At 53.5% G+C, this 21672-nt stretch carries 22 protein-coding genes, 1 tRNA gene and 1 pseudogene; 10 read left to right on the top strand and 14 right to left on the bottom strand.

Annotated features, from left to right (window positions below; all coding sequences use genetic code 11):
- Entirely contained in the window at nucleotides 1–960 is a 960-nt protein-coding gene (locus HV157_RS18915) for a LacI family DNA-binding transcriptional regulator (RefSeq protein WP_025203317.1), read from the top strand.
- A gap of 69 nt (nucleotides 961–1029) precedes the next feature.
- Nucleotides 1030–1242 carry a hypothetical protein gene (locus HV157_RS18910; RefSeq protein ID WP_181216166.1) on the top strand — a complete coding sequence of 71 codons (213 nt, stop codon included), beginning with the start codon at nucleotides 1030–1032 and terminating at the stop codon, nucleotides 1240–1242.
- Between the two features lie 83 nt (nucleotides 1243–1325).
- Here the strand turns inward: HV157_RS18910 and HV157_RS26290 are convergent.
- Nucleotides 1326–1444: pseudogene (locus HV157_RS26290) on the bottom strand (integrase core domain-containing protein); the annotation flags it as partial.
- 368 nt (nucleotides 1445–1812) lie between these two features.
- Between HV157_RS26290 and HV157_RS18905 the strand changes: the two are divergent.
- The 3 genes from HV157_RS18905 to HV157_RS26450 are packed head-to-tail and all read left to right on the top strand — an operon-like array spanning nucleotide 1813 to nucleotide 3462.
- A complete protein-coding gene (locus HV157_RS18905) occupies nucleotides 1813–2943 on the top strand; it encodes a PAAR domain-containing protein (RefSeq protein WP_182268826.1) in 1131 nt (376 codons plus the stop codon).
- The gene (locus tag HV157_RS18900; protein WP_182268825.1) at nucleotides 2927–3202 is read left to right on the top strand and encodes a hypothetical protein; all 276 of its coding nucleotides are present in this window, start codon (nucleotides 2927–2929) and stop codon (nucleotides 3200–3202) included. Before HV157_RS18905 ends, HV157_RS18900 begins: the two co-directional genes overlap by 17 nt.
- Nucleotides 3199–3462 (top strand): hypothetical protein, encoded by a 264-nt coding sequence (locus HV157_RS26450; protein WP_322415234.1) that lies wholly within the window; start codon nucleotides 3199–3201, stop codon nucleotides 3460–3462. The genes HV157_RS18900 and HV157_RS26450 overlap by 4 nt, the downstream gene beginning before the upstream one ends.
- Before the next feature lie 769 nt (nucleotides 3463–4231).
- On the opposite strand, the gene HV157_RS18895 is transcribed toward HV157_RS26450, so the two are convergent.
- The 3 genes from HV157_RS18895 to HV157_RS18885 all read right to left on the bottom strand — a co-directional run bounded on the left by HV157_RS18895 (nucleotide 4232) and on the right by HV157_RS18885 (nucleotide 5263).
- Nucleotides 4232–4305, bottom strand: a tRNA-Gly gene (locus tag HV157_RS18895).
- A gap of 80 nt (nucleotides 4306–4385) precedes the next feature.
- Complete coding sequence (gene actS / locus HV157_RS18890) at nucleotides 4386–5126, bottom strand: amidase activator ActS (protein WP_014171504.1); 741 nt, start codon at nucleotides 5124–5126, stop codon at nucleotides 4386–4388.
- Nucleotides 5108–5263: a hypothetical protein gene (locus HV157_RS18885; RefSeq protein ID WP_153852832.1), complete on the bottom strand. Its 156-nt coding sequence runs from the start codon at nucleotides 5261–5263 to the stop codon at nucleotides 5108–5110. The genes actS and HV157_RS18885 overlap by 19 nt, the downstream gene beginning before the upstream one ends.
- Before the next feature lie 25 nt (nucleotides 5264–5288).
- On the opposite strand from HV157_RS18885, the gene idi reads away from it, so the two are divergent.
- Nucleotides 5289–5831: an isopentenyl-diphosphate Delta-isomerase gene (gene idi, locus HV157_RS18880; protein ID WP_020883734.1), complete on the top strand. Its 543-nt coding sequence runs from the start codon at nucleotides 5289–5291 to the stop codon at nucleotides 5829–5831.
- Between the two features lie 38 nt (nucleotides 5832–5869).
- Here the strand turns inward: idi and lysS are convergent, their stop codons facing one another.
- From lysS to xerD, 5 genes are all read right to left on the bottom strand, one after another.
- On the bottom strand, nucleotides 5870–7387 hold the full coding sequence (gene lysS / locus HV157_RS18875) for a lysine--tRNA ligase (protein ID WP_025203283.1): 1518 nt from the start codon (nucleotides 7385–7387) through the stop codon (nucleotides 5870–5872).
- A 9-nt stretch (nucleotides 7388–7396) separates the two neighbouring features.
- Nucleotides 7397–8495, bottom strand: a protein-coding gene (gene prfB, locus HV157_RS18870) for a peptide chain release factor 2 (RefSeq protein WP_104440355.1) whose coding sequence is annotated in 2 segments (ribosomal slippage) — nucleotides 7397–8419 and nucleotides 8421–8495 — 1098 coding nt in all. Because the reading frame shifts where the segments join, the coding sequence is not laid out codon by codon here.
- A gap of 90 nt (nucleotides 8496–8585) precedes the next feature.
- A complete protein-coding gene (recJ, locus tag HV157_RS18865) occupies nucleotides 8586–10319 on the bottom strand; it encodes a single-stranded-DNA-specific exonuclease RecJ (protein ID WP_113656427.1) in 1734 nt (577 codons plus the stop codon).
- 5 nt (nucleotides 10320–10324) lie between these two features.
- On the bottom strand, nucleotides 10325–11038 hold the full coding sequence (gene dsbC / locus HV157_RS18860) for a bifunctional protein-disulfide isomerase/oxidoreductase DsbC (RefSeq protein WP_020883731.1): 714 nt from the start codon (nucleotides 11036–11038) through the stop codon (nucleotides 10325–10327).
- 23 nt (nucleotides 11039–11061) lie between these two features.
- Nucleotides 11062–11958, bottom strand: a complete 897-nt coding sequence (gene xerD / locus HV157_RS18855; protein ID WP_014171511.1) for a site-specific tyrosine recombinase XerD — start codon at nucleotides 11956–11958, stop codon at nucleotides 11062–11064.
- A gap of 101 nt (nucleotides 11959–12059) precedes the next feature.
- Between xerD and fldB the strand changes: the two genes are divergently transcribed.
- Nucleotides 12060–12581 (top strand): flavodoxin FldB, encoded by a 522-nt coding sequence (fldB, locus tag HV157_RS18850; protein ID WP_014171513.1) that lies wholly within the window; start codon nucleotides 12060–12062, stop codon nucleotides 12579–12581.
- Nucleotides 12582–12587: 6 nt separating this feature from the next.
- Here the strand turns inward: fldB and HV157_RS18845 are convergent, their stop codons facing one another.
- Together HV157_RS18845 and sdhE are read right to left on the bottom strand one after the other, a co-directional pair.
- Nucleotides 12588–12998, bottom strand: a complete 411-nt coding sequence (locus tag HV157_RS18845; RefSeq protein WP_014171514.1) for a protein YgfX — start codon at nucleotides 12996–12998, stop codon at nucleotides 12588–12590.
- Nucleotides 12979–13245 (bottom strand): FAD assembly factor SdhE, encoded by a 267-nt coding sequence (gene sdhE / locus HV157_RS18840; protein WP_003863437.1) that lies wholly within the window; start codon nucleotides 13243–13245, stop codon nucleotides 12979–12981. The genes HV157_RS18845 and sdhE overlap by 20 nt, the downstream gene beginning before the upstream one ends.
- A gap of 294 nt (nucleotides 13246–13539) precedes the next feature.
- Between sdhE and ygfZ the strand changes: the two genes are divergently transcribed.
- Nucleotides 13540–14520 (top strand): tRNA-modifying protein YgfZ, encoded by a 981-nt coding sequence (gene ygfZ, locus HV157_RS18835; protein ID WP_020883730.1) that lies wholly within the window; start codon nucleotides 13540–13542, stop codon nucleotides 14518–14520.
- Between the two features lie 108 nt (nucleotides 14521–14628).
- Here the strand turns inward: ygfZ and HV157_RS18830 are convergent, their stop codons facing one another.
- Nucleotides 14629–15288 carry a hemolysin III family protein gene (locus HV157_RS18830; RefSeq protein WP_014171517.1) on the bottom strand — a complete coding sequence of 220 codons (660 nt, stop codon included), beginning with the start codon at nucleotides 15286–15288 and terminating at the stop codon, nucleotides 14629–14631.
- Between the two features lie 266 nt (nucleotides 15289–15554).
- Here HV157_RS18830 and HV157_RS18825 point away from each other — a divergent pair, with 266 nt between their 5' ends.
- Both HV157_RS18825 and bglA read left to right on the top strand, forming a co-directional pair.
- On the top strand, nucleotides 15555–16286 hold the full coding sequence (locus HV157_RS18825) for a MurR/RpiR family transcriptional regulator (RefSeq protein WP_020883729.1): 732 nt from the start codon (nucleotides 15555–15557) through the stop codon (nucleotides 16284–16286).
- Between the two features lie 116 nt (nucleotides 16287–16402).
- Complete coding sequence (bglA, locus tag HV157_RS18820; RefSeq protein ID WP_025203279.1) at nucleotides 16403–17836, top strand: 6-phospho-beta-glucosidase BglA; 1434 nt, start codon at nucleotides 16403–16405, stop codon at nucleotides 17834–17836.
- A gap of 36 nt (nucleotides 17837–17872) precedes the next feature.
- On the opposite strand, the gene HV157_RS18815 is transcribed toward bglA, so the two are convergent.
- A complete protein-coding gene (locus HV157_RS18815; protein WP_025203278.1) occupies nucleotides 17873–18616 on the bottom strand; it encodes an SDR family oxidoreductase in 744 nt (247 codons plus the stop codon).
- Between the two features lie 74 nt (nucleotides 18617–18690).
- A complete protein-coding gene (gene gcvP, locus HV157_RS18810) occupies nucleotides 18691–21564 on the bottom strand; it encodes an aminomethyl-transferring glycine dehydrogenase (RefSeq protein ID WP_020883726.1) in 2874 nt (957 codons plus the stop codon).
- Nucleotides 21565–21672: the final 108 nt, after the last annotated feature.

Here is a 21672-nt window from a genome sequence, read left to right as displayed (position 1 = left end):
ATGCCAACGATTGACGATGTATCACGATTAGCCAATGTCTCACGAGCAACCGTCTCACGCGTGTTGACGGGGACGCGCGGCGTGCGCGAAGAGAGCCGTGAAGCCGTGCTGCGCGCCGTAGAAGAGCTTAATTATCGCCCAAGCTTTGCCGCGCAAAACCTGGCAAGTCAGTCATCAAGCTACGTTGGTCTGGTTCTCTCTGCGAAGGATGAAAGCAGCGGAGCACGTTTGCTGCCTGCGCTCTCCCGCGCCATGAAAGCGTTGAATAAAACGCTCATCGTAGAGTACGTAAACGACCCTGTTGAGCAGGCTGTCACCGTTGATGATCTTCAGCGCCAGTGCGTTGCTGTCGTAGTCTTTGGGCCGGTTGCGGCCGGTAGCGCAGAGAATGTTATCTCCTTCGATCGTCCCGTGGTGGATGCGAAACCTCAGGGATATGACTTTGCCTTTGCGACGGAAAGCGCCTGTCGTTACATGACGGGCAAGGGCCATCGCAATATCGCACTGGTGATTGACAGCGAACACGATGACAACAGTAAAAAGATGGTGGAAGGCTATCGCAACGTCCTGCAAAACTACTCTTTGCCGTTTAATCGCCAGCTGGTGTTAACGGCGAATGAAGATGTTGAACAGGCGCTGCTGACGCTTATCAACAGCCTGAGCAAGTTTTCCGCCATTGTGGTTAAACGTGATGCCTATGCCGCTGAAGCGATGCGTCTGTTCCGGGAATTTGGCATTTCCGTTCCGCAGGAAGTATCGCTGCTGAGTCTGGAAGATTCGCCTCTGGCAACCCAGCTCTATCCACAGCTGACCTGTATCTCGTGGCCAATGGATCAGTTGCTCACTCAGTGCGTTGAGCGCATTAAAAGCCTGGTGGATGGCCGACCTGTTCGCACGTCAGAGCTCTCCCCCGTGATTGGTAAACTCACACCTCGCCAGTCGGTGATGGAAAAAAGCTAGCGGGTACGCAGCGATTGCCGGCTTAAGGGTGTGATAACACAATAAACGTTATCCCTGTTCTGGAGCGAGATGATGAAAACCTTTCTGTTCATAAGTGCCCTCACCCTTTTCCCGGCGCTCTCCTGCTATGCCATCGCCCAGGAAACGTCCCTGCCGCTGAAAGAGCAAATTCATACCGATGAAGGTACGTTATGCATGTATGGCGATGCTTCGCGCAGTGAAAAAGTTGTGATGCAGGGCGGCAACGATTGCCCACAGAGTAAAGCGGCAAAACAGTCCTGATTTTTTTGAAGGGGTGGAGTTATTACCAGGCGGTAAGAATTTACCCCCTATTTTTTTTGATTAAAAATCAGTCCTGCGACAAATTAAGATGGAGTCTGGTCATTAAGCGATAAATGAAGTCTGTACTCGTTATAGCCCTGCCGCAAGCCATTTATGATTTTCCGGGCATGAAAATATCGCTGAATCCGTGCTCACTCAGACATAACGCCCACGGCTTCCCGCTTCACTTCGGGTACTTCCATACCGCCAGACTTCTTGCATCAGTTCCAGAAGATGGCGTCTTAAATAGCATCCTTAAGACAGCGTTTCAATGCAAAACCCCGGTTCGGTCTGGCGGAGGATACAGGTGATGTGTTTGTAAAAAACACTTTTTTAAGGGGATGTCCTCACGTGGTTTATACAGATATAACTTACATTGTGATGTGTTAATGAATGGGGAGCAGGTCAACTTAACCAAAATTTCATACCTGCTAATCGCCTATCACTTTGTTACAACTGCTCATTTACTCGCCAACACCAAAAGCCTACACTTCACTTAAGGATTTCAAACCAATACAAGGACAAAAATAAATGGCTATTGGCCACTACTTATTCAGGGGCGATAAGACTGCTTGCGGTGGTCGGATTATTGAAGGATGTACCGATCATCAGTTTTTCGATAAAGACATGGCCTGTGAAGGGCATAAAGTGACATGTGGTAAACATGCGGGTAGATTCCGCATAGTGGGAGGGCTTGAAAACGATGAAATACATGGTAAAAGGGTTGCAGGAACACTGCACAGCCGTAGCTCCTGCCCCTGCAAATCACGTTTCATTCCCTCTATCTTCGACACTTACGAATTTTCTAAAGAGCGAGTGAAAGCCGACACCACCCAATCTCACATTGTTGAATTTCCCGTTCTCCCTGGCCCGATTGCAGATCCTAAAATTGATAGCTTTGCTGACACCTGCAAGCCAGAAGATAACCCGCTATTGAACGGCGTTTACATCTGGACTGAAACCAAAAACGCAGGTCATGCTTTCGTTTCAGTGCACGAGAATAACAATGTCTATCTTTACACTTATGGTCGCTACGGCAGAACCAATCGTGGAGGCTTTACGGGAGATGGTATTCTTAACTTCCTGCAAGATGAAGACGCAAGGGTTTACTATCGTTCTGAACTCTATGAGATGGGTGCTCGTGTTTTCCGCATAGACGATGCTGACCCGGTGAAGACAAGAACGTTCTTCGAAGACCTATGGAACAGCAGTAAACCAGCCATACAAACATCAAAAATGCCAGAAACTACAAGAAGGAGAGGCCGTACCATTGATGACTATGATGTTACTAGCAGCAACTGTACCACACATTCAGTTGCGGGGATCAAGTTTGCTGGATCAAGGGTATTTGAGCACGGTTATACATCTACGACGACACAACTACCTATTGAAGCCGAAGAAGATTTCACCGTTCCGGTATCGCTGCAAAGATTTCTCATCACAAAAGGTGGAGACATGTCCTCAATGCTTGTCGTTGAGATGACGGGAGTATTCAAAGAACAATACCCTAATTCAGGCAACTTGCAGCCATTCCAGGAAACTCGCGGTGGTGTAGTTCAGCATGTTGCAGCGGAAGGTGCTGCCACTGGTAATTCATTGTCCCCGTATTCCGGCGGCACTGTAGGTGGTGTATTAGGGGGAACTTATGGCGATGACGAATAGAAGCAAAACTGTTTTCCGATGGGGTGGAATTGTCATTGTATCGCTTTGCTACTTTATCGCACTGGTGCTATCTACCTTCTCTTTTTCCGCATTCAGCGAGAGTGAAAGTATGCGGCTTTCAGGCCCAATCCCACTAAAAGAGTACCATGCTTCGATAGACTCGATCATGCAAGCCACTGATGATGTTTTTAATGTCGCCTTTTTTGGTTTTATGATCTGCGTGCCTCTTATTCTGATCATCTTTAAAAAAGTAAGATGATAAATAATAAGTTCTGGATCAGGTGGGTGAGTATCGCGCTGCTCTGCGTAGCCTATTACGCTATCGTGCTATATTTCGCTCTGGTCTTCGCGCTTAACTTTTCAGAGACAATGAGCCAGGGCGGGGAGTTTACGCCTTCTCAATGCACCTGGTTTGTTAAGGAGCTATCGCAAAATCACTCTGACTCAGCGTTAGCTTCTATTGTTGGTTTCGCTATCTGCGTACCGCTGATCCTGCTCATTTTCAAAAAGGTGAGATGATTTGGAGAGCCACGTAGCGATGACGAATAGAACAAAATGTTTCATCCGATGGGGAAGCATAATCACGATCTCTTTCCTCTACATAGCATCCATTTTGGTCAATGTATTAGATTATGGGATAACGAGAAAATACACTGACATACTCAACGAAAAAACGATCACTATTGAAGCCTGTAATGCTGTGGGGGCTGATTTTGAACAGTATTACGACAGACTGATTGATGTTTCTCTCTTCGGTTACATCATTTCTACCGTGTTGATCCTGATCATCTTCAAAAAAGTAAGATGACCGCCAAAGGCTGGAAGCCTTCAGCCTTTTCCCCTTCCCTCGATTTTAGGCAATAGAAGCCATAAAGCGCCGTGATGGGTACATCAACGAAAGCGCCGTAGGCAGATCATTAGGTTTTCAGCAGTGGCAACGGTAATCAGGTGATCGTTATGTTCCGGTGATCGAAGCCGTGGTAGAACCTGATTCTTTACCGATCAGGTTAGTCCCATCTTTACGCGTGTTTATCCCGCGCTAAGGTTGTTGCCGTTCTGCTGCCAATGAGATGTTACTATGCCACAGGAGAGGCTTTGCGTTCATTGTTGGACTATCGCGGAAACCACCGCCGACGATTGGCTACACTCTCAATTCACCGAGTAACCATTCGTGACAAGTTTCAAAGTAGTGAACTATGGTAGAACGCCTAAGCATGTTAGTAAGCACTATTGCGTAACATGCTGAAAGTACCGGATTTTTTTCGAACGGTTCCACAAGGGTAGATTCTGGAGCGGGCGAAGGGAATCGAACCCTCGTATAGAGCTTGGGAAGCTCTCGTTCTACCATTGAACTACGCCCGCTTTGAGGTGCGTAAGGCATTATAGACCTTACGCCTCTTCATACAAGCCTCTTTGCAACTAAATGGCGATTATATAATCACTTAGCACTTTGGCTTACTGCCTGGCGCCGGAAGATAACGCTGCGGATCGATGGCTGTAGCACGATAACGGATCTGGAAGTGTAACTTCACCGAGTCCGTGCCGGTACTGCCCATGGTGGCAATCTTCTGCCCAGCCTTCACATTCTGCCCGTTGTTCACCAGCATCGTATCGTTGTGGGCATAGGCAGTGATGTAATCTTCCCCATGTTTAATCATGATCAGGTTACCGTAACCGCGCAGCTGGTTGCCGACGTAGACCACCTTCCCTGCCCCTGATGCATAGACTGGCGTGCCGCGCGCAGCAGCGATATCAATGCCTTTATTGCCCCCCTCAGACAAGGAGTAAGGCAACACGACCTTGCCGCTGGCAGGCCAGACCCAGCAACGCTGGCCGACCGGAGGCCATGAGGACTGCGGCACCGCGTAAGACGGCGTCACTTTAGCTGTTTTGCCTTTAGAGGATTTCTTCGTTGAAGACGCGCCACCGTTAACCTTCAGTTTCTGCCCCACCTCGATGGTGTAGGGTGGAGAGATGTTATTCAGACGCGCCAGATCCTTCACGCTGGTCCCCGTTGCGCGCGAAATCCGATACAGCGTATCCCCGCGCTTAACGGTATAGACCGCGCCGGAATAGCTGCCCATATCCGACGACTTGCTTCCTGAACAGCCTGCCAGTAATAGCGTCAGCGTCAGACAAAAAACGGCGGTAATGGGATTTCTCGTCAGGCTTCCTGCAAACAAAACAGATCCTCGGTCAGCGTGAATGGCGCACTATGATACCAGCCCAGACTGATATGGGTCAGCCCTTTTCCGCTCTTGAGAGCAAACGGCGCATGGAGGAATGCAGTATAATGCAGCTGCTGATGGTGCTGAGCCATCCGCATCGTTGGCACTGGAGCATCAATGAGTATTCAAGAACACGTTATTTTGGTAAATGACCAGGGAATGGTGATTGGCACTCAGGAAAAGTACGCCGCGCACACCGCCCACACCCCGCTGCACCTGGCTTTCTCATCGTGGCTTTTTAACGCCAGAGGTGAGTGTCTGGTTACCCGACGTGCCTTAAGCAAAAAAGCCTGGCCAGGCGTCTGGACCAACTCCGTTTGCGGACATCCTCAGTCTGGTGAAAAGACGGAACAGGCTATCATCCGCCGTTGCCGCTTTGAGGTTGGCGCGGAGATCGCCAATATCACTCCCATCGCCTCTGAGTTCCGTTATCGTGAAGCCGATCCTTCGGGGATCGTGGAGAACGAGATTTGCCCGGTATTCGCAGCACGCGTCACCAGCGAACTGCATATTAATCACGATGAAGTGATGGAGTATGAATGGGTCGAGCTGGAAGCGTTGTTCCGCGCACTGGACGCTGCCCCCTGGAGCTTTAGCCCGTGGATGGTGCAGGAAGCGACGGTCGCCCGCGACGCGCTCAGGGCCTTCGCGGCGCAATAAAAAAGCCCCTTTCGGGGCTTTTTTATTGTCTTAACGGCTTACTTCACCGGGCGCATCGCCGGGAACAGGATCACATCACGGATGGTGTGGCTGTTAGTGAACAGCATAACCATACGGTCGATACCAATCCCCAGACCTGCAGTTGGTGGCAGACCGTGCTCCAGCGCAGTCACATAGTCTTCGTCGAAGAACATCGCTTCGTCATCGCCCGCCGCTTTCGCGTTAACCTGATCCTGGAAGCGCTGAGCCTGATCTTCTGCATCGTTCAGCTCGCTAAAGCCGTTGCCGATTTCGCGGCCACCGATGAAGAACTCAAAGCGGTCAGTGATTTCCGGGTTCACATCATTACGACGTGCCAGCGGAGAAACTTCTGCCGGGTATTCGGTGATGAAGGTCGGCTGAATCAGGTGCGCTTCGGCCACTTCTTCGAAGATCTCGGTCACGATACGGCCCAGACCCCAGCTCTTCTCAACGTTGATACCGATGCTTTCCGCGATCGCTTTCGCAGAGTCGAAGTTATCCAGATCGGCCATGTTGGTTTCTGGACGGTATTTCATGATCGCTTCGCGCATGGTCAGTTTTTCAAACGGCTTGCCGAAGTCGAAGACTTCTTCACCGTAAGGCACTTTAGTGGTGCCCAGAATGTCCTGCGCCAGGGTACGGAACAGTGATTCGGTCAGCTCGATCAGATCTTTATAATCCGCATACGCCATATAGAGTTCCATCATGGTGAACTCTGGGTTATGACGCACGGAGATGCCTTCGTTACGGAAGTTACGGTTGATTTCGAACACGCGGTCAAAACCACCGACGACCAGACGCTTCAGGTACAGTTCCGGCGCGATACGCAGGTACATGTCCAGATCGAGGGCGTTGTGATGGGTGATGAACGGACGTGCAGACGCACCGCCTGGGATCACCTGCATCATTGGGGTTTCCACTTCCATAAAGTCGCGGTTAACCATGAACTGGCGGATACCGGCCATGATCTGAGAGCGAATCTTGAAGGTCTTACGGGATTCATCGTTGGAGATGAGATCCAGGTAACGCTGACGGTAGCGCGCTTCCTGATCCTGCAGGCCATGGAATTTGTCCGGCAACGGGCGCAGGGCTTTGGTCAGCAGACGCAGTTCGGTGCAGTGGATAGACAGCTCACCGGTCTTGGTTTTGAACAGCTTACCTTTCGCCCCCAGGATATCGCCCAGGTCCCACTTCTTGAACTGCTCGTTGTAGATGCCTTCCGGCAGGTCGTCACGGGAGACGTACAGCTGAATACGGCCGCCAACGTCCTGCAGCGTCACGAAGGAGGCTTTACCCATGATACGACGGGTCATCATGCGGCCAGCAACGGCCACTTCGATGTTCAGCGCTTCCAGCTCTTCGTTCTCTTTACCGTCGAAGTCAGCGTGCAGTTGGTCTGAGGTATGGTCACGACGAAAATCGTTCGGGAACGGCACGCCCTGCTCGCGCAGTGCTGCCAGCTTCTCGCGGCGGGTTTTCAGTTCGTTATTAAGATCGACTACCGCGTCAGCGCCCTGTGCTTGTTGTTCAGACATGTTGGTTCCTCATAACCCTGCTTTCAAACTTGCTTCGATAAATTGGTCCAGGCTGCCGTCCAGCACCGCCTGCGTGTTACGGGTTTCAACCCCGGTACGCAGGTCTTTGATGCGGGAGTCATCAAGGACGTAAGAACGGATCTGGCTGCCCCAACCGATGTCAGATTTGTTATCTTCCATCGCCTGTTTCTCAGCATTTTTCTTCTGCATCTCCAGCTCATAAAGCTTCGCTTTCATCTGCTTCATGGCCTGGTCTTTGTTCTTATGCTGGGAACGGTCGTTCTGGCATTGCGTCACCAGCCCGGTTGGAATGTGGGTGATACGCACCGCAGATTCCGTACGGTTAACGTGCTGACCACCCGCGCCGGATGCGCGGTAAACGTCGATACGCAGATCCGCCGGGTTGATGTCGATATCGATATCTTCGTCAACTTCCGGATAGACAAACGCGGAGCTGAAGGAGGTGTGACGACGGCCGCCGGAGTCGAACGGGCTCTTACGCACCAGGCGGTGAACCCCCGTCTCGGTACGCAGCCAGCCGTAGGCGTAATCGCCAATAATCTTGATGGTGACAGATTTAATACCGGCCACTTCACCTTCAGACTCTTCGATGATTTCGGTTTTGAAGCCGCGGGCTTCCGCCCAGCGCAGATACATGCGCATCAGCATGCTGGCCCAGTCCTGGGCTTCGGTACCGCCAGAACCTGCCTGAATATCGAGATAGCAGTCAGCGTTATCGTATTCACCGGAGAACATGCGACGGAATTCAAGCTGTGCCAGCTTCTCTTCGAGCACGTCGAGTTCAGCCACGGCTTCGTTAAAGGTTTCTTCGTCGTCAGCTTCGACGGCCAGCTCCAGTAAACCGGAAACATCTTCCAGCCCCTGAGCCATTTGATCCAGCGTATCTACGATAGCTTCGAGAGAGGAACGTTCTTTACCCAGCGCCTGCGCGCGTTCAGGTTCGTTCCAGACGTCCGGCTGTTCCAGCTCGGCGTTTACTTCTTCAAGACGCTCTTTCTTGGCATCGTAGTCAAAGATACCCCCTAAGAACGTCAGAGCGCTCCGTGAGGTCCTGAATACGGTTTTTTACCGGATTAATTTCAAACATGGTCTGTTTTCTTTTATGGACTTGTCAAAATGCGGTGATAAGAGCGGGATTGTACCGAATCCACGCCCTTTTTTATAGAGATTACTGCCGCTAAATTGGCCAGATATTGTCGATGATGATCTGAAGGGTGCGGTTACCGCGGAACTCGTTTATATCCAGTTTGTATGCCAGCTCAACTTCGCGCACGCCGTTGTCCGGCCAGACAGCGGTATCGACGTTAAAGGCAATACCGTCCAGCAGCGGGCCACCGCCTACAGGCTCGACCATCACTTTCAGATGACGCTCACCGACAATGCGCTGTTGCAGCAGACGGAAGCGGCCATCGAACAGGGGTTCCGGGAACATCTGCCCCCACGGCCCTGCATCCCGGAGCATCTGTGCCACTTCCATCGTCATCTCAACCGGCGTGAGTTCGCCGTCGGAAACCACTTCGCCCTGCAGCAGGGCCGGGTCAATCCAGTCGGTGACCAGCTCGCCGAACAGACGCTGGAACTCGTCGAACTTCGCCTCTTCCAGCGACAAACCTGCCGCCATGGCATGACCGCCGAACTTGAGCATCAGACCCGGGTAGAGGGTATCCAGACGCTCCAGCGCATCGCGCATGTGCAGCCCCTGAATCGAACGCCCGGAGCCTTTGAGGGTGCCATCACCAGCCGGTGCAAACGCAATGACCGGGCGGTGGAAACGCTCTTTAATACGCGAAGCCAGAATGCCCACCACGCCCTGATGCCACTCAGGGTGATACATCGCCAGGCCGCCCGGCAGCGTATCGCCGCTGCGTTCCAGTTTTTCGCACAGGGTCAGCGCTTCAACCTGCATTCCCTGTTCAATTTCTTTACGGGTCTGGTTCAGGGCGTCCAGCTCATTAGCCAGCACGCGCGCTTCACCAATGTTGTCGCACAGCAGCAACGCGACGCCAACGGACATGTCGTCCAGTCTGCCGGCCGCGTTCAGGCGAGGCCCCAGGGCGAAGCCCAGATCGCTTGCCGCCAGCTTGAGCGGATCGCGGTTAGCAATCTCAAGCAGCGCTTTGATACCGGGACGGCATTTGCCCGCCCGGATGCGGCTTAAGCCCTGCCAGGTCAGAATACGGTTATTGGTATCGAGCGGCACCACGTCTGCGACGGTCCCCAGTGCGACCAGGTCGAGATACTCGGCCAGGTTCGGCACGGCAATACCGCGGGCGTCGAACCAGCCCTTATCACGCAGCAGCGTGCGTAACGCCAGCATCAGATAAAATGCCACGCCGACGCCTGCGAGTGATTTCGACGGGAAATCGCAGTCGCGCAGGTTCGGGTTGATGATCGCTTCCGCGGCAGGCAGCGTTTCACCCGGCAGGTGGTGATCGGTAACCAGCACCGGGATCCCCAGCTGATGCGCATGATCGACGCCCGCATGGGAAGAGATCCCGTTGTCTACGGTCAGGATCAGCTGTGCACCGCGGGCATGGGCCTGATCGACCACTTCCGGGCTGAGGCCGTAACCATCTTCAAACCGGTTCGGCACCAAATATGTCACGTTGTCGCAGCCCAGCGCGCGCAGGCTCAGCACGCTCAGCGCGGTACTGGTTGCGCCATCAGCATCAAAATCCCCCACCACCACAATGCGCGTACCTTCACACAGCGCGTTGTAGAGTATTTCTGTGGCTTTTTCGATGCCGTTTAACTGCTGCCATGGCAACATCCCTTTAACGCTGCGCTCAAGGTCGGCAGCGGTACGCACGCCACGGCTGGCGTAAAGCCGCTTTAGCAGCGGCGGGAGGTCGTCAGGCAAATCAGCAAGTTCAACCGCCTCGCGGCGGCGCAGTTTTATTGGGGCTTTCACGCGAATTATTTACCACCAAACTGTTTCTGGTGCGCGTCGAGGAACTCTTTCATCTCTTTAGGTCCCTGATAACCCGGAACAACATAGCCATTGCTCAGGACAATCGCTGGCGTACCGTTCACGCCAAACTGCACACCCAGCGCGTAGTGGTTAGCGATATCAATGTCGCAGGATGCAGGCTGCACGCCTTTGCCATTCATCGCGTCATCAAAGGCTTTGTTGCGGTCTTTCGCACACCAGATAGCTTTCATATCCTGCTCTGGCTTACTCTCAACGCCCGCGCGCGGGAAGGCCAGATAACGCACGGTGATCCCCAGCGCGTTGTAATCTTTCATCTCTTCATGCAGCTTATGGCAGTAGCCACAGGTGATGTCGGTGAAGACGGTAATGACGTGTTTTTCCTGCGCCGCTTTATAAACGATCATCTCTTTTTCGAGCGCGTTGAGGTTTTTCATCAGCAGCTGGTTGGTTACGTTGACCGGCTGTGCACCGCTCACGTCGTACATTGGCCCCTGAATAATGTGTTTTCCGTCTTCGGTCACGTACAGCACGCCGCTGTTCGTCAGAACCGTTTTCATGCCGGCAACCGGTGCAGACTGGATATCACTGCTGGTGACGCCTAGCTTCGCCAGAGACTGTTTGATAGCGGCGTCATCCGCATGGGCAAAACCGGTAAATGAGGCTGCCAGCAGGGTGAACAGCGCGAAAGACTTTTTCATATAAGATCCTAATTCGTCGGCACTCACGCTCGTGGGTGGTGCTGTTGGTGTAGCTGCCGCAGCCGTTCCGTCGCGACATGGGTATAAATTTGGGTCGTGGAAAGATCGCTATGTCCCAGCAGCATCTGCACCACGCGCAGGTCGGCGCCGTGGTTCAGCAGATGCGTCGCAAAGGCATGACGCAAAACGTGTGGCGAAAGCTTTTCACTGTCGATACCCGCCAGTGTGGCGTAATGTTTGATGCGATGCCAGAACGTTTGCCGCGTCATCTGTTGTGCGCGCTGGCTGGGGAACAAGACGTCGATTGAAGCGCCATTAAGCAACCATGGACGACCGTGCTCCAGATAGGTTTCCAGCCAGTACACCGCCTCTTCACCCAGCGGCACCAGCCTTTCCTTGTTTCCTTTACCGATTACGCGAACTACGCCCTGACGAAGGCTAATGTCGCTCATCGTCAGGCCGACCAGTTCAGAAACACGCAAACCGGTAGCATACAATAGCTCAAGCATGGCTTTATCGCGTAACTCCAGCGGCAGGTCAACTGCGGGTGACTGTAATAATCTCTCAACTTGTGCTTCGCTGAGATCTTTCGGCAGCCGCTGCGGGAGTTTCGGGGAGGCCAGGAGCGCGCTGGGATCGTCTTCGCGAATTTTTTCACGGTTGAGATGCTGGAACAGCCGACGCATTGCGCTGAGCAAACGTGCGGAACTGGTGGCCTTGTAGCCCCCTTCCATCCGCTCGCCCAGCAGCGCCTGCAGGTCGTCGCTTTGTGCGTTCGCCAGCGACAGCCCGCGGTGCGCCAGCCACTCCACCAGCATGGTGAGATCGCGCCGGTAGGCACTGAGCGTATTCTCGGCCAGGTTCTTCTCCAGCCACAGTGCATCGAGAAACTGTTCGATGAGTGCGAGATCCTTTTCCACATCAGCCCCTTTGATTCTGCAGTCAGGCCATTATGCCTGATTGCTACCGGTTTCTGGTACACTACGCGCAAAGTCAAAGCAAGAATTGAGATAGTCACGCGATGAATATTGGTCTGTTCTATGGTTCCAGCACCTGCTACACCGAAATGGCGGCAGAGAAAATTCGGGACATCATTGGCCCGGAACTGGTGACGTTGCATAACCTGAAAGATGACGCGCTTACGCTGATGGAGCAGTACGACGTGCTGATCCTCGGCATCCCGACCTGGGATTTCGGCGAAATACAGGAAGACTGGGAAGCCATCTGGGACCAGCTTGATACGCTTAACCTCGACGGCAAAATCATTGCCATGTACGGCATGGGAGACCAGCTGGGTTACGGTGAGTGGTTCCTGGACGCACTCGGCATGCTGCACGACAAACTGGCACCGAAGGGCGTCACGTTTATCGGTTACTGGCCAACCGAAGGGTACGAGTTCACCAGTAAGAAACCGATTATTGCCGATGGGCAGCTGTTTGTCGGGCTGGCACTGGATGAAACCAACCAGTACGATCTCAGCGATGAGCGCCTGCAAAGCTGGTGTGAGCAGATTCTGGGCGAAATGGCAGAACAGTTCAGCTAACGCGAATTACTCCTGCGTCAGCTGCTGTAATAACATCCGACGCAGGTCCCGCCACTCAGCGCTATCCATACTGTCCGCGGCCAGCCACAGATGCTGGCGACGCCCGCTGTCCACGCTACGTAGCCGCAGCATCATGCCGGAAGCGATCATCCAGGGCATACCGAGAATTTCCCACTCTTTTCCCTGCCAGCGCAGGCGGGAATCCATCAGTAATTTGATCTCCCCCTGACGGGCATGAATGCGGCGCTGGCTGCGCACGCTGTCAAACACCACAAACGACAGCAACAGCAGCCACAGAGGCGTATAGCTAAGCGGCCACGGCATCAGTAACACAAAGGCCGCGACCAGTCCGTGGAGCAACAACGACATCCACTGCGAGCGCCACGAGACGCGAAGGTCAGATTGCCACAGGACCACGTTCCTGATTCCGTGTTTGAATTAATTGCACCATCCGTTGCAACTCGGTGTCGGCGGGTTTGCCGTGATTCATCAGCCAGTTAAATAAATCAGGATCGTCAGACTCAAGCAGGCGAACAAACAGACGCTTATCATCATCGCTTAAGCTGTCATACTCATATTCGAAGAAAGGCATGATGGAAATATCAAGTTCACGCATGCCGCGACGGCACGCCCAGTGAATACGGGCCTTGTTGTTAATATCCATGTTCTGTTTCCTGCATTACGTTTGGCACAGTCGGCACCCCGTCCAGTGTTCTTGATTTCTCTGCGGGGACACCAGCTAGTGTAACGTGTTTTTGACCGTTTCTTTACTGGAATATTGCGAACCACGAGCGCGCTTCCACAATAAACCCTATAAAGACAGCGGATTACACTATTTTGCGTGGCGCTACGCATAACCGGGTTATGGCACAAATGGCCTGTTGAAAGCGCTTGCAATGCCAGCAGGCTCTTTTACCATTAGGCATTATCAAAGCGTTAAGCAATTCAGGATATCGTTATGGCCTTTACACCATTTTCTCCTCGCCAGCCCGCCGCCTCTGCGCGTCTGCCGCTGACGCTTATTACTCTTGATGACTGGGCGCTGGCGACACTCACCGGTGCAGACAGCGAAAAATACCTGCAGGGCCAGGTAACCGCCGACGTCAGCCAGATGGACGAACACCAGCATCTGCTGGTCGCACACTGCGATCCAAAAGGGAAGATGTGGAGCAACCTGCGCCTGTTCCGTCGCCAGGAGGGTTTTGCCTTTATTGAGCGCCGCAGCCTGCGGGACGCGCAGCTCACCGAGCTGAAAAAATACGCGGTCTTCTCAAAAGTCACTATCGCCGCGGATGATGAACACGTTCTGCTGGGCGTGGCAGGCTTCCAGGCCCGTGCGGCGCTGAAAAATCTGTTCAGTGAGCTCCCGGATGCCCAGAAACAGGTCGTCAGCGAAGGCGCAACGTCTATCCTGTGGTTTGAACACCCGGCGGAACGCTTTCTGTTAGTCACGGATACCGCGACCGCCGAACGCGTCACCGAGGCGCTGCGTGGTGAAGCCCAGTTTAATAACAGCCAACAGTGGCTGGCGCTGAACATTGAAGCTGGTCTGCCGGTGATTGACGCCGCAAACAGCGGGCAGTTCATTCCTCAGGCCACCAACCTGCAGGCGCTGGGTGGCATTAGCTTTAAGAAAGGGTGCTATACCGGCCAGGAGATGGTGGCACGCGCCAAATTCCGCGGAGCCAACAAACGCGCACTGTGGACCCTGGCGGGCCACGCCAGCCGCGTGCCTGACGCTGGTGAAGATTTAGAGCTGAAGATGGGCGAGAACTGGCGCCGTACCGGCACGGTGTTAGCCGCAGTTCAACTGGATGATGGCCGCCTTCTGGTTCAGGCCGTCATGAACAACGATATGGAAGCCGACAGCGTGTTCCGCGTGCGTGACGATGCCAATACGCTGAGCATTGAGCCACTGCCGTATTCGCTGGAAGAGTAAGGCGTCATTGCCCGGCGACGAGATAAAAAACGGTAACCTGACGGTTACCGTTTTTTTTGCTTACTCTCACGAAGAGAGGGCGGGGGCAAGAAGATCAACGTTCTGAAATTAAACCTGCCCCACATAGAGATAAATCGCTAAAAAGTGGCACACGCTACCGCCCAGCACAAACCCATGCCAGATAGCATGATTGTACGGGATACGCTTGCAGACATAGAAAATGACGCCCAGCGAGTAGACGATGCCCCCAACGGCCAGAAGCGTCACGCCCCCTACCGCCAGCTTGATCGCCAGTTGATAAACCACAATCAGCGAAAGCCAGCCCATCGTGAGATAGGTCACCAGCGACAGCACCTTAAACCGGTGGGCAATGGTCAGCTTAAACAGGATCCCCAGCAGCGCCAGGCTCCAGATAACAATCATCAGGCCACGCGACAGCGGCGAGTTAAGACCCACCAGCAGGAAAGGCGTGTAGGTACCTGCAATAAGAAGATAGATAGCGCAGTGGTCGAATTTCTTGAGCCAGATCTTGGCCCGTTGATGCGGGATAGCGTGGTACAGCGTCGACGCCAGGAACAGCAGGATCATACTCCCGCCATACAGACTGTAGCTGGTAATGGCCATTGCGCTGGCATTCGTATCCACCGCCTGCACCAGCAATAACACTAAACCGACAATCCCAAAAACCAGGCCAATACCGTGGCTAATACTGTTGGCTATTTCCTCAGCCAGCGAATATCCCTGTGCAATTAATGGTCTGCTCACCATACAAAACTCCGGGAAAACTAACGATGAATATTCATCACCTGTCTATGCTAACTGAGAATGATTCCAGTGAACACCTGTTAGCTAAAATAATTTCACAAACATAATTTTTATCTATAAATCATGAACATAAACAAACTATTCACCTAACATTTGTTCACATTAAAATTTAATCATTAAGAATCAAGGGCATAAAATTGGATCCTGCCGACTTGCTGCATGTTATGATGGATAAAGGATGTCTGAATGAGAGTTTCGCCATTGTGAGTATGTTCACCCACGCCGCCATTGCCAGTCTCAATAATCTGGAAATGATGGTCTACAACTATGTCATTAAAAATCGTGACAAAGTCATGTACATGACCATCCGCGAGCTGGCGGATGCGGCTGGCGTCTCAACGACCACTATCCTGCGCTTTTGCCGCAAACTCAACTGCGAAGGCTACTCTGAATTCCGCGTGCGCTTTAAGCTCTATTTAGAGCAGAACGAACCTCAGCAGGCAAATTTTGGTGCCAGTGAAATTATCAGCTTCTTTAAAGGCGTTAATAACGAAGAGTTCGATGCTTTATTAGATGAGGCGGTCGATATTATTTTATCTTCCGAACGTATTATATTTGTCGGCGCGGGCACGTCTGGCTCGCTGGCAAAATATGGCGCACGCTTCTTTTCGAATATCGGTAAATTCAGCAACCACATCGACGATCCTTATTTCCCGGTCACCAATGATATGGCTAAAAACGCGCTGGCGATTGTGCTGTCGGTATCCGGTGAAACCGAAGAGATCCTGCGCTTTGCCAGCCAGTTTAGCCTGCATCGCTGCAAAGTGCTCTCCATTACCAGCCACGAGCACTCGCGCCTGGCAAAGCTCGCGGACTTTAACCTCTCCTGGCATGTCCCTCAGATGCGGATAGGCGGCGTGTACGATATCACCACACAAATACCCGTCATCTATATTCTCGAATCGCTTGGCCGGAAACTGGCGAAGAAACTGACAGAATAAAACACCCTGTTTTTTCGATGTGACAAATTACATTTTCAGCGAATTGTTATATCGTGACATTTAATTCCGCTTTGCTAGACTCGAACGCAATATGTCATTTACTGAGAATAGCAGCGATGAAAAAACTTACCCTACCAAAAGACTTTTTATGGGGCGGTGCAGTGGCCGCTCACCAGGTTGAAGGCGGCTGGAACAAAGGCGGTAAAGGGCCGAGCATCTGCGATGTCTTAACGGGCGGTGCGCACGGCGTGCCGCGCGAAATCACGCAGGAAGTCGTGCCGGGGAAATACTATCCTAACCACGAAGCTATCGACTTCCATGGCCATTACAAAGAAGACATCAAGCTGTTTGCTGAGATGGGCTTCAAATGTTTCCGCACCTCTATCGCCTGGACGCGTATCTTCCCGAAAGGGGATGAAACACAGCCGAATGAAGAAGGCCTGAAGTTCTACGACGACATGTTCGATGAGCTGCTGAAATACAATATTGAACCGGTCATTACCCTCTCCCACTTCGAAATGCCGCTCCACCTGGTGCAGGAGTACGGCGGCTGGACCAACCGTAACGTGGTGGATTTCTTTGTGCGCTTCGCGGAAGTGGTGTTTGAGCGCTACAAAAATAAGGTCAAATACTGGATGACCTTTAACGAGATCAACAACCAGCGTAACTGGCGTGCGCCGCTGTTTGGCTACTGCTGCTCAGGCGTGGTTTATACCGAGCATGACAATCCGGAAGAGACCATGTACCAGGTGCTGCACCACCAGTTCGTTGCCAGCGCGCTGGCGGTGAAAGCGGCGCGTCGCATTAACCCGGAAATGAAAGTCGGCTGTATGCTGGCAATGGTGGCGCTCTACCCGTTCTCCTGTAAACCAGAGGACGTGATGTTTGCACAGGAATCCATGCGTGAACGCTATGTCTTTACCGATGTCCAGCTGCGCGGTTACTACCCATCCTATGTGCTTAATGAATGGGAACGCCGTGGCTTCACCATCCATATGGAAGCGGGTGACGAGGAGATCCTGCGTGAAGGCACCTGTGACTATCTGGGCTTCAGCTATTACATGACCAACGCCGTGAAAGCGGAAGGCGGTACTGGCGATGCTATCTCAGGCTTTGAAGGCAGCGTACCGAACCCGCATGTGAAAGCCTCTGACTGGGGCTGGCAGATTGACCCGGTGGGTCTGCGCTATTCCCTGTGCGAATTGTACGAGCGTTATCAGAAACCGCTGTTTATCGTGGAAAACGGCTTTGGCGCCTACGACAAAGTAGAAGAAGACGGCAGCATCAACGATGACTACCGCATCGACTACCTGCGTGCGCACGTGGAAGAGATGATGAAAGCCGTCACGTATGATGGCGTGGATCTGATGGGTTATACCCCGTGGGGCTGCATCGACTGCGTGTCGTTCACTACCGGCCAGTACAGCAAGCGCTACGGCTTTATTTATGTGAACAAGCACGACGACGGTACCGGCGATATGTCACGCTCGCGGAAAAAGAGCTTTAACTGGTACAAAGACGTGATTGCCAGCAACGGCGAGACGCTTTAACGCTTTTCTCCTCTCCCCGATGGGGAGAGGAGATGTTTATTTCCCACCCGCCAGTTCAATAAAACTTCCCGTCACATACGAGGCTTTCTCGCTCAGCAGCCAGACAATCGCCTGCGCCACCTCTTCCGGCTGACCGCCACGCTGCATAGGCAGCATGGATTTGACCCTATCCACCCGGCCCGGCTCACCGCCAGATGCATGGATCTCGGTGTAAATCAGCCCGGGACGCACGCAATTTACGCGGATCCCTTGCGCTGCCACTTCCAGCGATAATCCCGTCGTCAACGAATCAACAGCACCTTTGGACGCGGCGTAATCCACATATTCACCCGGAGCACCGAGGCGCGATGCCGCGGATGACACGTTCACGATCGCGCCGCCTTTACCACCATGTCTGAACGACATGCGTTTTACCGCTTCGCGGCAGCAGAGGAAATAACCGGTCACGTTCGTGGCTAACACGCGGTTGATCCGTTCAGCGGAGAGGTGTTCAATCGTGGATTGTTCAAACAGGATCCCGGCGTTGTTCACCAGTGCGGTAAGCGGTCCGGCTTCACGATCGATACTGTCGAACATTGCCAGCACCTGAGCTTCATCACTGATATCTGCACGCACGGCAAACGCGGTGCCCCCCGCGTCGGTAATCATCGTGATCACATCCGTCGCGGCTTTAATGTTGTGGTGATAGTTCACCGCCACGGTGTAGCCTTCGCGCGCCAGCTGCAGCGCGGTGGCTTTACCGATACCGCGGCTGGCGCCGGTGACCAGTGCAATTGCCATCTATGTCTCCTTATAAAAAAAGCCGGGTAGCGTTAACGCTGACCCGGCCTGTACACATTATAACCGCGAAACGATTACTGGTATTCGCTCATTGGCACACAAGAGCAGAACAGATTACGGTCACCGTAGACGTCATCGAGACGTTTCACGGTCGGCCAGTATTTGTTTGCTATGCCAGCCGGGAACACCGCCTGCTCACGGGTATAACCGTGCTCCCACCCGGAGACCAGCTCATTCTGGGTGTGCGGTGCGTTAACCAGCGGGTTATCAGCCAGCGTCCACTCACCGGCTTTCACGCGGTCGATTTCAGTGCGGATAGCCAGCATCGCGTCAATAAAGCGGTCCAGCTCAACTTTGCTTTCAGACTCGGTGGGTTCAACCATCAGCGTACCCGCCACCGGGAACGACATGGTTGGCGCATGGAATCCGTAGTCAATCAGACGCTTAGCAATATCCAGCTCGCTGATACCTGTCTCTTCTTTCAAAGGACGGATATCGAGGATGCACTCGTGCGCCACGCGACCATCACGGCCCGTGTAGAGCACCGGATACGCTTCTTTCAGACGCGTTGCGATGTAGTTAGCATTGAGGATAGCCACCTGGCTTGCCTGCTTCAGCCCTTCCGCGCCCATCATGCGGATATACATCCAGCTGATGGGCAGGATTGAGGCGCTACCGAACGGTGCCGCAGAGACCGCGCCCTGACGGGTCAACATGCCTTCAATCTGCACTACGCTGTGGCCTGGGACAAACGGCGCCAGGTGTGCTTTCACACCGATTGGGCCCATACCCGGACCACCACCGCCGTGTGGAATACAGAAAGTTTTATGCAGGTTCAGGTGCGACACATCCGCGCCGATAAAGCCCGGAGAGGTAATGCCAACCTGTGCGTTCATGTTCGCACCGTCGAGATAAACCTGACCGCCGAACTGATGGACCACTTCACACACTTCACGGATGGTCTCTTCGTACACTCCGTGGGTGGACGGGTAGGTCACCATGATGCAGGAGAGTTTTTCGCCCGCCTGCTCGGCTTTCGCACGCAGATCGGCCAGGTCAATGTTGCCGTTCTTGTCGCAGGCCACTACCACCACTTCCATACCCGCCATCTGGGCAGACGCCGGATTGGTGCCGTGCGCAGAACTTGGGATCAGGCAGATATCGCGATGCCCTTCATTGCGGCTTTCGTGATAGTGACGAATTGCCAGCAGGCCCGCGTATTCCCCCTGCGCTCCGGAGTTTGGCTGCATGCAGAGTGCATCGTAACCGGTCAGCTTCACCAGCCAGTCGGAGAGCTGGTTGATCATCAGATGGTAACCTTCCGCCTGCTCTGGTGGGCAGAACGGGTGCAGCTCGGAAAATTCAGGCCAGGTGATTGGGATCATCTCTGCCGCAGCGTTCAGCTTCATGGTGCAGGAGCCCAGCGGGATCATCGCCTGGTTCAGCGCCAGGTCTTTGCGCTCCAGAGAGTGCATATAGCGCATCATCTCGGTTTCGCTGTGGTAGCGATTGAACACCGGGTGAGTCAGGATCGCATCATCACGCAGCATGCTTTCCTGGATAGAGCGGCTGTCGAGCGCGACATCTTTATCGAGCGTATCAATATCCAGGCCGTGCGCATCGCCCAGCAAGACGTTAAACAGGTTAACGATATCTTCGCGGGTAGTGCTTTCATCCAGGGTAATGCCTACCGCGTTATGGATGTCGCTACGCAGGTTGATCTCTGCCGCGTCAGCACGAGCCAGCACCGCGGCTTTGTCAGCCACTTCAACGCACAGCGTGTCAAAGTAATGGGCGTGGCGCAGTTTCAGGCCTTTCTGCTGCAGACCACAGGCCAGAATATCCGCCAGACGGTGAATACGGCTGGCAATACGTTTCAGGCCAACCGGACCGTGGAAGACAGCGTACAGGCTGGCGATATTGGCCAGCAGGACCTGCGAGGTACAGATGTTGGAGTTCGCTTTCTCACGACGAATATGCTGCTCGCGAGTCTGCATTGCCATGCGCAGCGCGGTGTTACCGGCGGCATCTTTTGAAACGCCGATGATACGGCCAGGCATGGAGCGTTTGAATTCATCTTTTGCGGCAAAGAACGCCGCATGTGGGCCACCGTAGCCCATCGGGACACCAAAGCGTTGTGCAGAACCGAAAACAATGTCCGCGCCCTGTTTACCTGGAGCCGTCAGCAGGACCAGCGCCATAAAATCAGCCGCGACGCTGACAACCACTTTGCGGGCTTTCAGCTCAGCAATCAGTGCGCTGTAGTCGTGAACGTCACCGGTGGTGCCGACCTGTTGCAGCAGCACGCCAAACACATCCTGATGATCGAGGACTTTGTCGGCGTCGTCGACAATCACGTCAAAACCAAAGGTTTCGGCACGGGTACGAACCACATCAAGCGTTTGCGGATGCACGTCCGCTGCCACGAAGAAGCGGTTGGCATTTTTCAGTTTGCTCACGCGCTTCGCCATTGCCATTGCTTCGGCGGCGGCGGTGGCTTCATCCAGCAGTGAAGCGGACGCGATATCCAGGCCGGTCAAATCCAGCGTAACCTGCTGGAAGTTCAGCAGCGCTTCCAGACGGCCCTGAGAAACTTCTGGCTGATACGGGGTGTAGGCGGTGTACCAGCCCGGGTTTTCCAGCATATTACGCAGAATAACCGGGGGTAACTGCACGTTGGTGTAGCCCATGCCAATGTAAGACTTATAGCGCTTGTTCAGGCCGGCAATCGCCTTCAGCTCCGCCAGAGCGGCGAATTCAGTGGTGGCTTCACCCACCTGAGGCGGCGTGGCAAGCTGGATGTCTTTTGGCACAATCTGGCCGATCAGTGCATTTAATGAATCCGCGCCAACTGTCTTCAGCATCTCCTGCTGTTGCTGAGCATCCGGCCCAATGTGACGTTCAATGAAGGCGCCACGGTTTTCAAGCTGGCTTAAAGTCTGTGTCATGAGCGATGGTTCCTGAAACGTGCAGTGAATGTGTTTTCTCCCTCTCCCGGAGGGAAAGGGCTGGGGTGAGGGTGTCGTCTGTTCCCCTCACCCTACCCTCCCCCCAAA

Origin of the sequence: Enterobacter sp. RHBSTW-00318 (assembly GCF_014101375.1) — a bacterium.
Classification (GTDB): Bacteria; Pseudomonadota; Gammaproteobacteria; order Enterobacterales; family Enterobacteriaceae; genus Enterobacter; species Enterobacter ludwigii.
Note: the sequence above shows the minus strand (reverse complement) of the source record. Positions and strands in the feature narration are given on the sequence as shown.

Excerpts from the sequence above, each read along its gene's own strand:
- HV157_RS18905 (WP_182268826.1), top strand. The coding sequence starts at position 1,813 with ATGGCTATTGGCCACTACTTATTCAGGGGCGATAAGACTGCTTGCGGT.
- sdhE (WP_003863437.1), bottom strand. The coding sequence starts at position 13,245 with ATGGATATTAACAACAAGGCCCGTATTCACTGGGCGTGCCGTCGCGGC.
- dsbC (WP_020883731.1), bottom strand. The coding sequence starts at position 11,038 with ATGAAAAAGTCTTTCGCGCTGTTCACCCTGCTGGCAGCCTCATTTACC.
- HV157_RS18830 (WP_014171517.1), bottom strand. The coding sequence starts at position 15,288 with ATGGTGAGCAGACCATTAATTGCACAGGGATATTCGCTGGCTGAGGAA.
- HV157_RS18815 (WP_025203278.1), bottom strand. The coding sequence starts at position 18,616 with ATGGCAATTGCACTGGTCACCGGCGCCAGCCGCGGTATCGGTAAAGCC.
- fldB (WP_014171513.1), top strand. The coding sequence starts at position 12,060 with ATGAATATTGGTCTGTTCTATGGTTCCAGCACCTGCTACACCGAAATG.
- ygfZ (WP_020883730.1), top strand. The coding sequence starts at position 13,540 with ATGGCCTTTACACCATTTTCTCCTCGCCAGCCCGCCGCCTCTGCGCGT.
- HV157_RS18915 (WP_025203317.1), top strand. The coding sequence starts at position 1 with ATGCCAACGATTGACGATGTATCACGATTAGCCAATGTCTCACGAGCA.
- idi (WP_020883734.1), top strand. The coding sequence starts at position 5,289 with ATGAGTATTCAAGAACACGTTATTTTGGTAAATGACCAGGGAATGGTG.
- gcvP (WP_020883726.1), bottom strand. The coding sequence starts at position 21,564 with ATGACACAGACTTTAAGCCAGCTTGAAAACCGTGGCGCCTTCATTGAA.
- HV157_RS26450 (WP_322415234.1), top strand. The coding sequence starts at position 3,199 with ATGATAAATAATAAGTTCTGGATCAGGTGGGTGAGTATCGCGCTGCTC.
- HV157_RS18910 (WP_181216166.1), top strand. The coding sequence starts at position 1,030 with ATGATGAAAACCTTTCTGTTCATAAGTGCCCTCACCCTTTTCCCGGCG.
- HV157_RS18825 (WP_020883729.1), top strand. The coding sequence starts at position 15,555 with ATGTTCACCCACGCCGCCATTGCCAGTCTCAATAATCTGGAAATGATG.
- HV157_RS18885 (WP_153852832.1), bottom strand. The coding sequence starts at position 5,263 with ATGGCTCAGCACCATCAGCAGCTGCATTATACTGCATTCCTCCATGCG.
- HV157_RS18900 (WP_182268825.1), top strand. The coding sequence starts at position 2,927 with ATGGCGATGACGAATAGAAGCAAAACTGTTTTCCGATGGGGTGGAATT.
- lysS (WP_025203283.1), bottom strand. The coding sequence starts at position 7,387 with ATGTCTGAACAACAAGCACAGGGCGCTGACGCGGTAGTCGATCTTAAT.
- bglA (WP_025203279.1), top strand. The coding sequence starts at position 16,403 with ATGAAAAAACTTACCCTACCAAAAGACTTTTTATGGGGCGGTGCAGTG.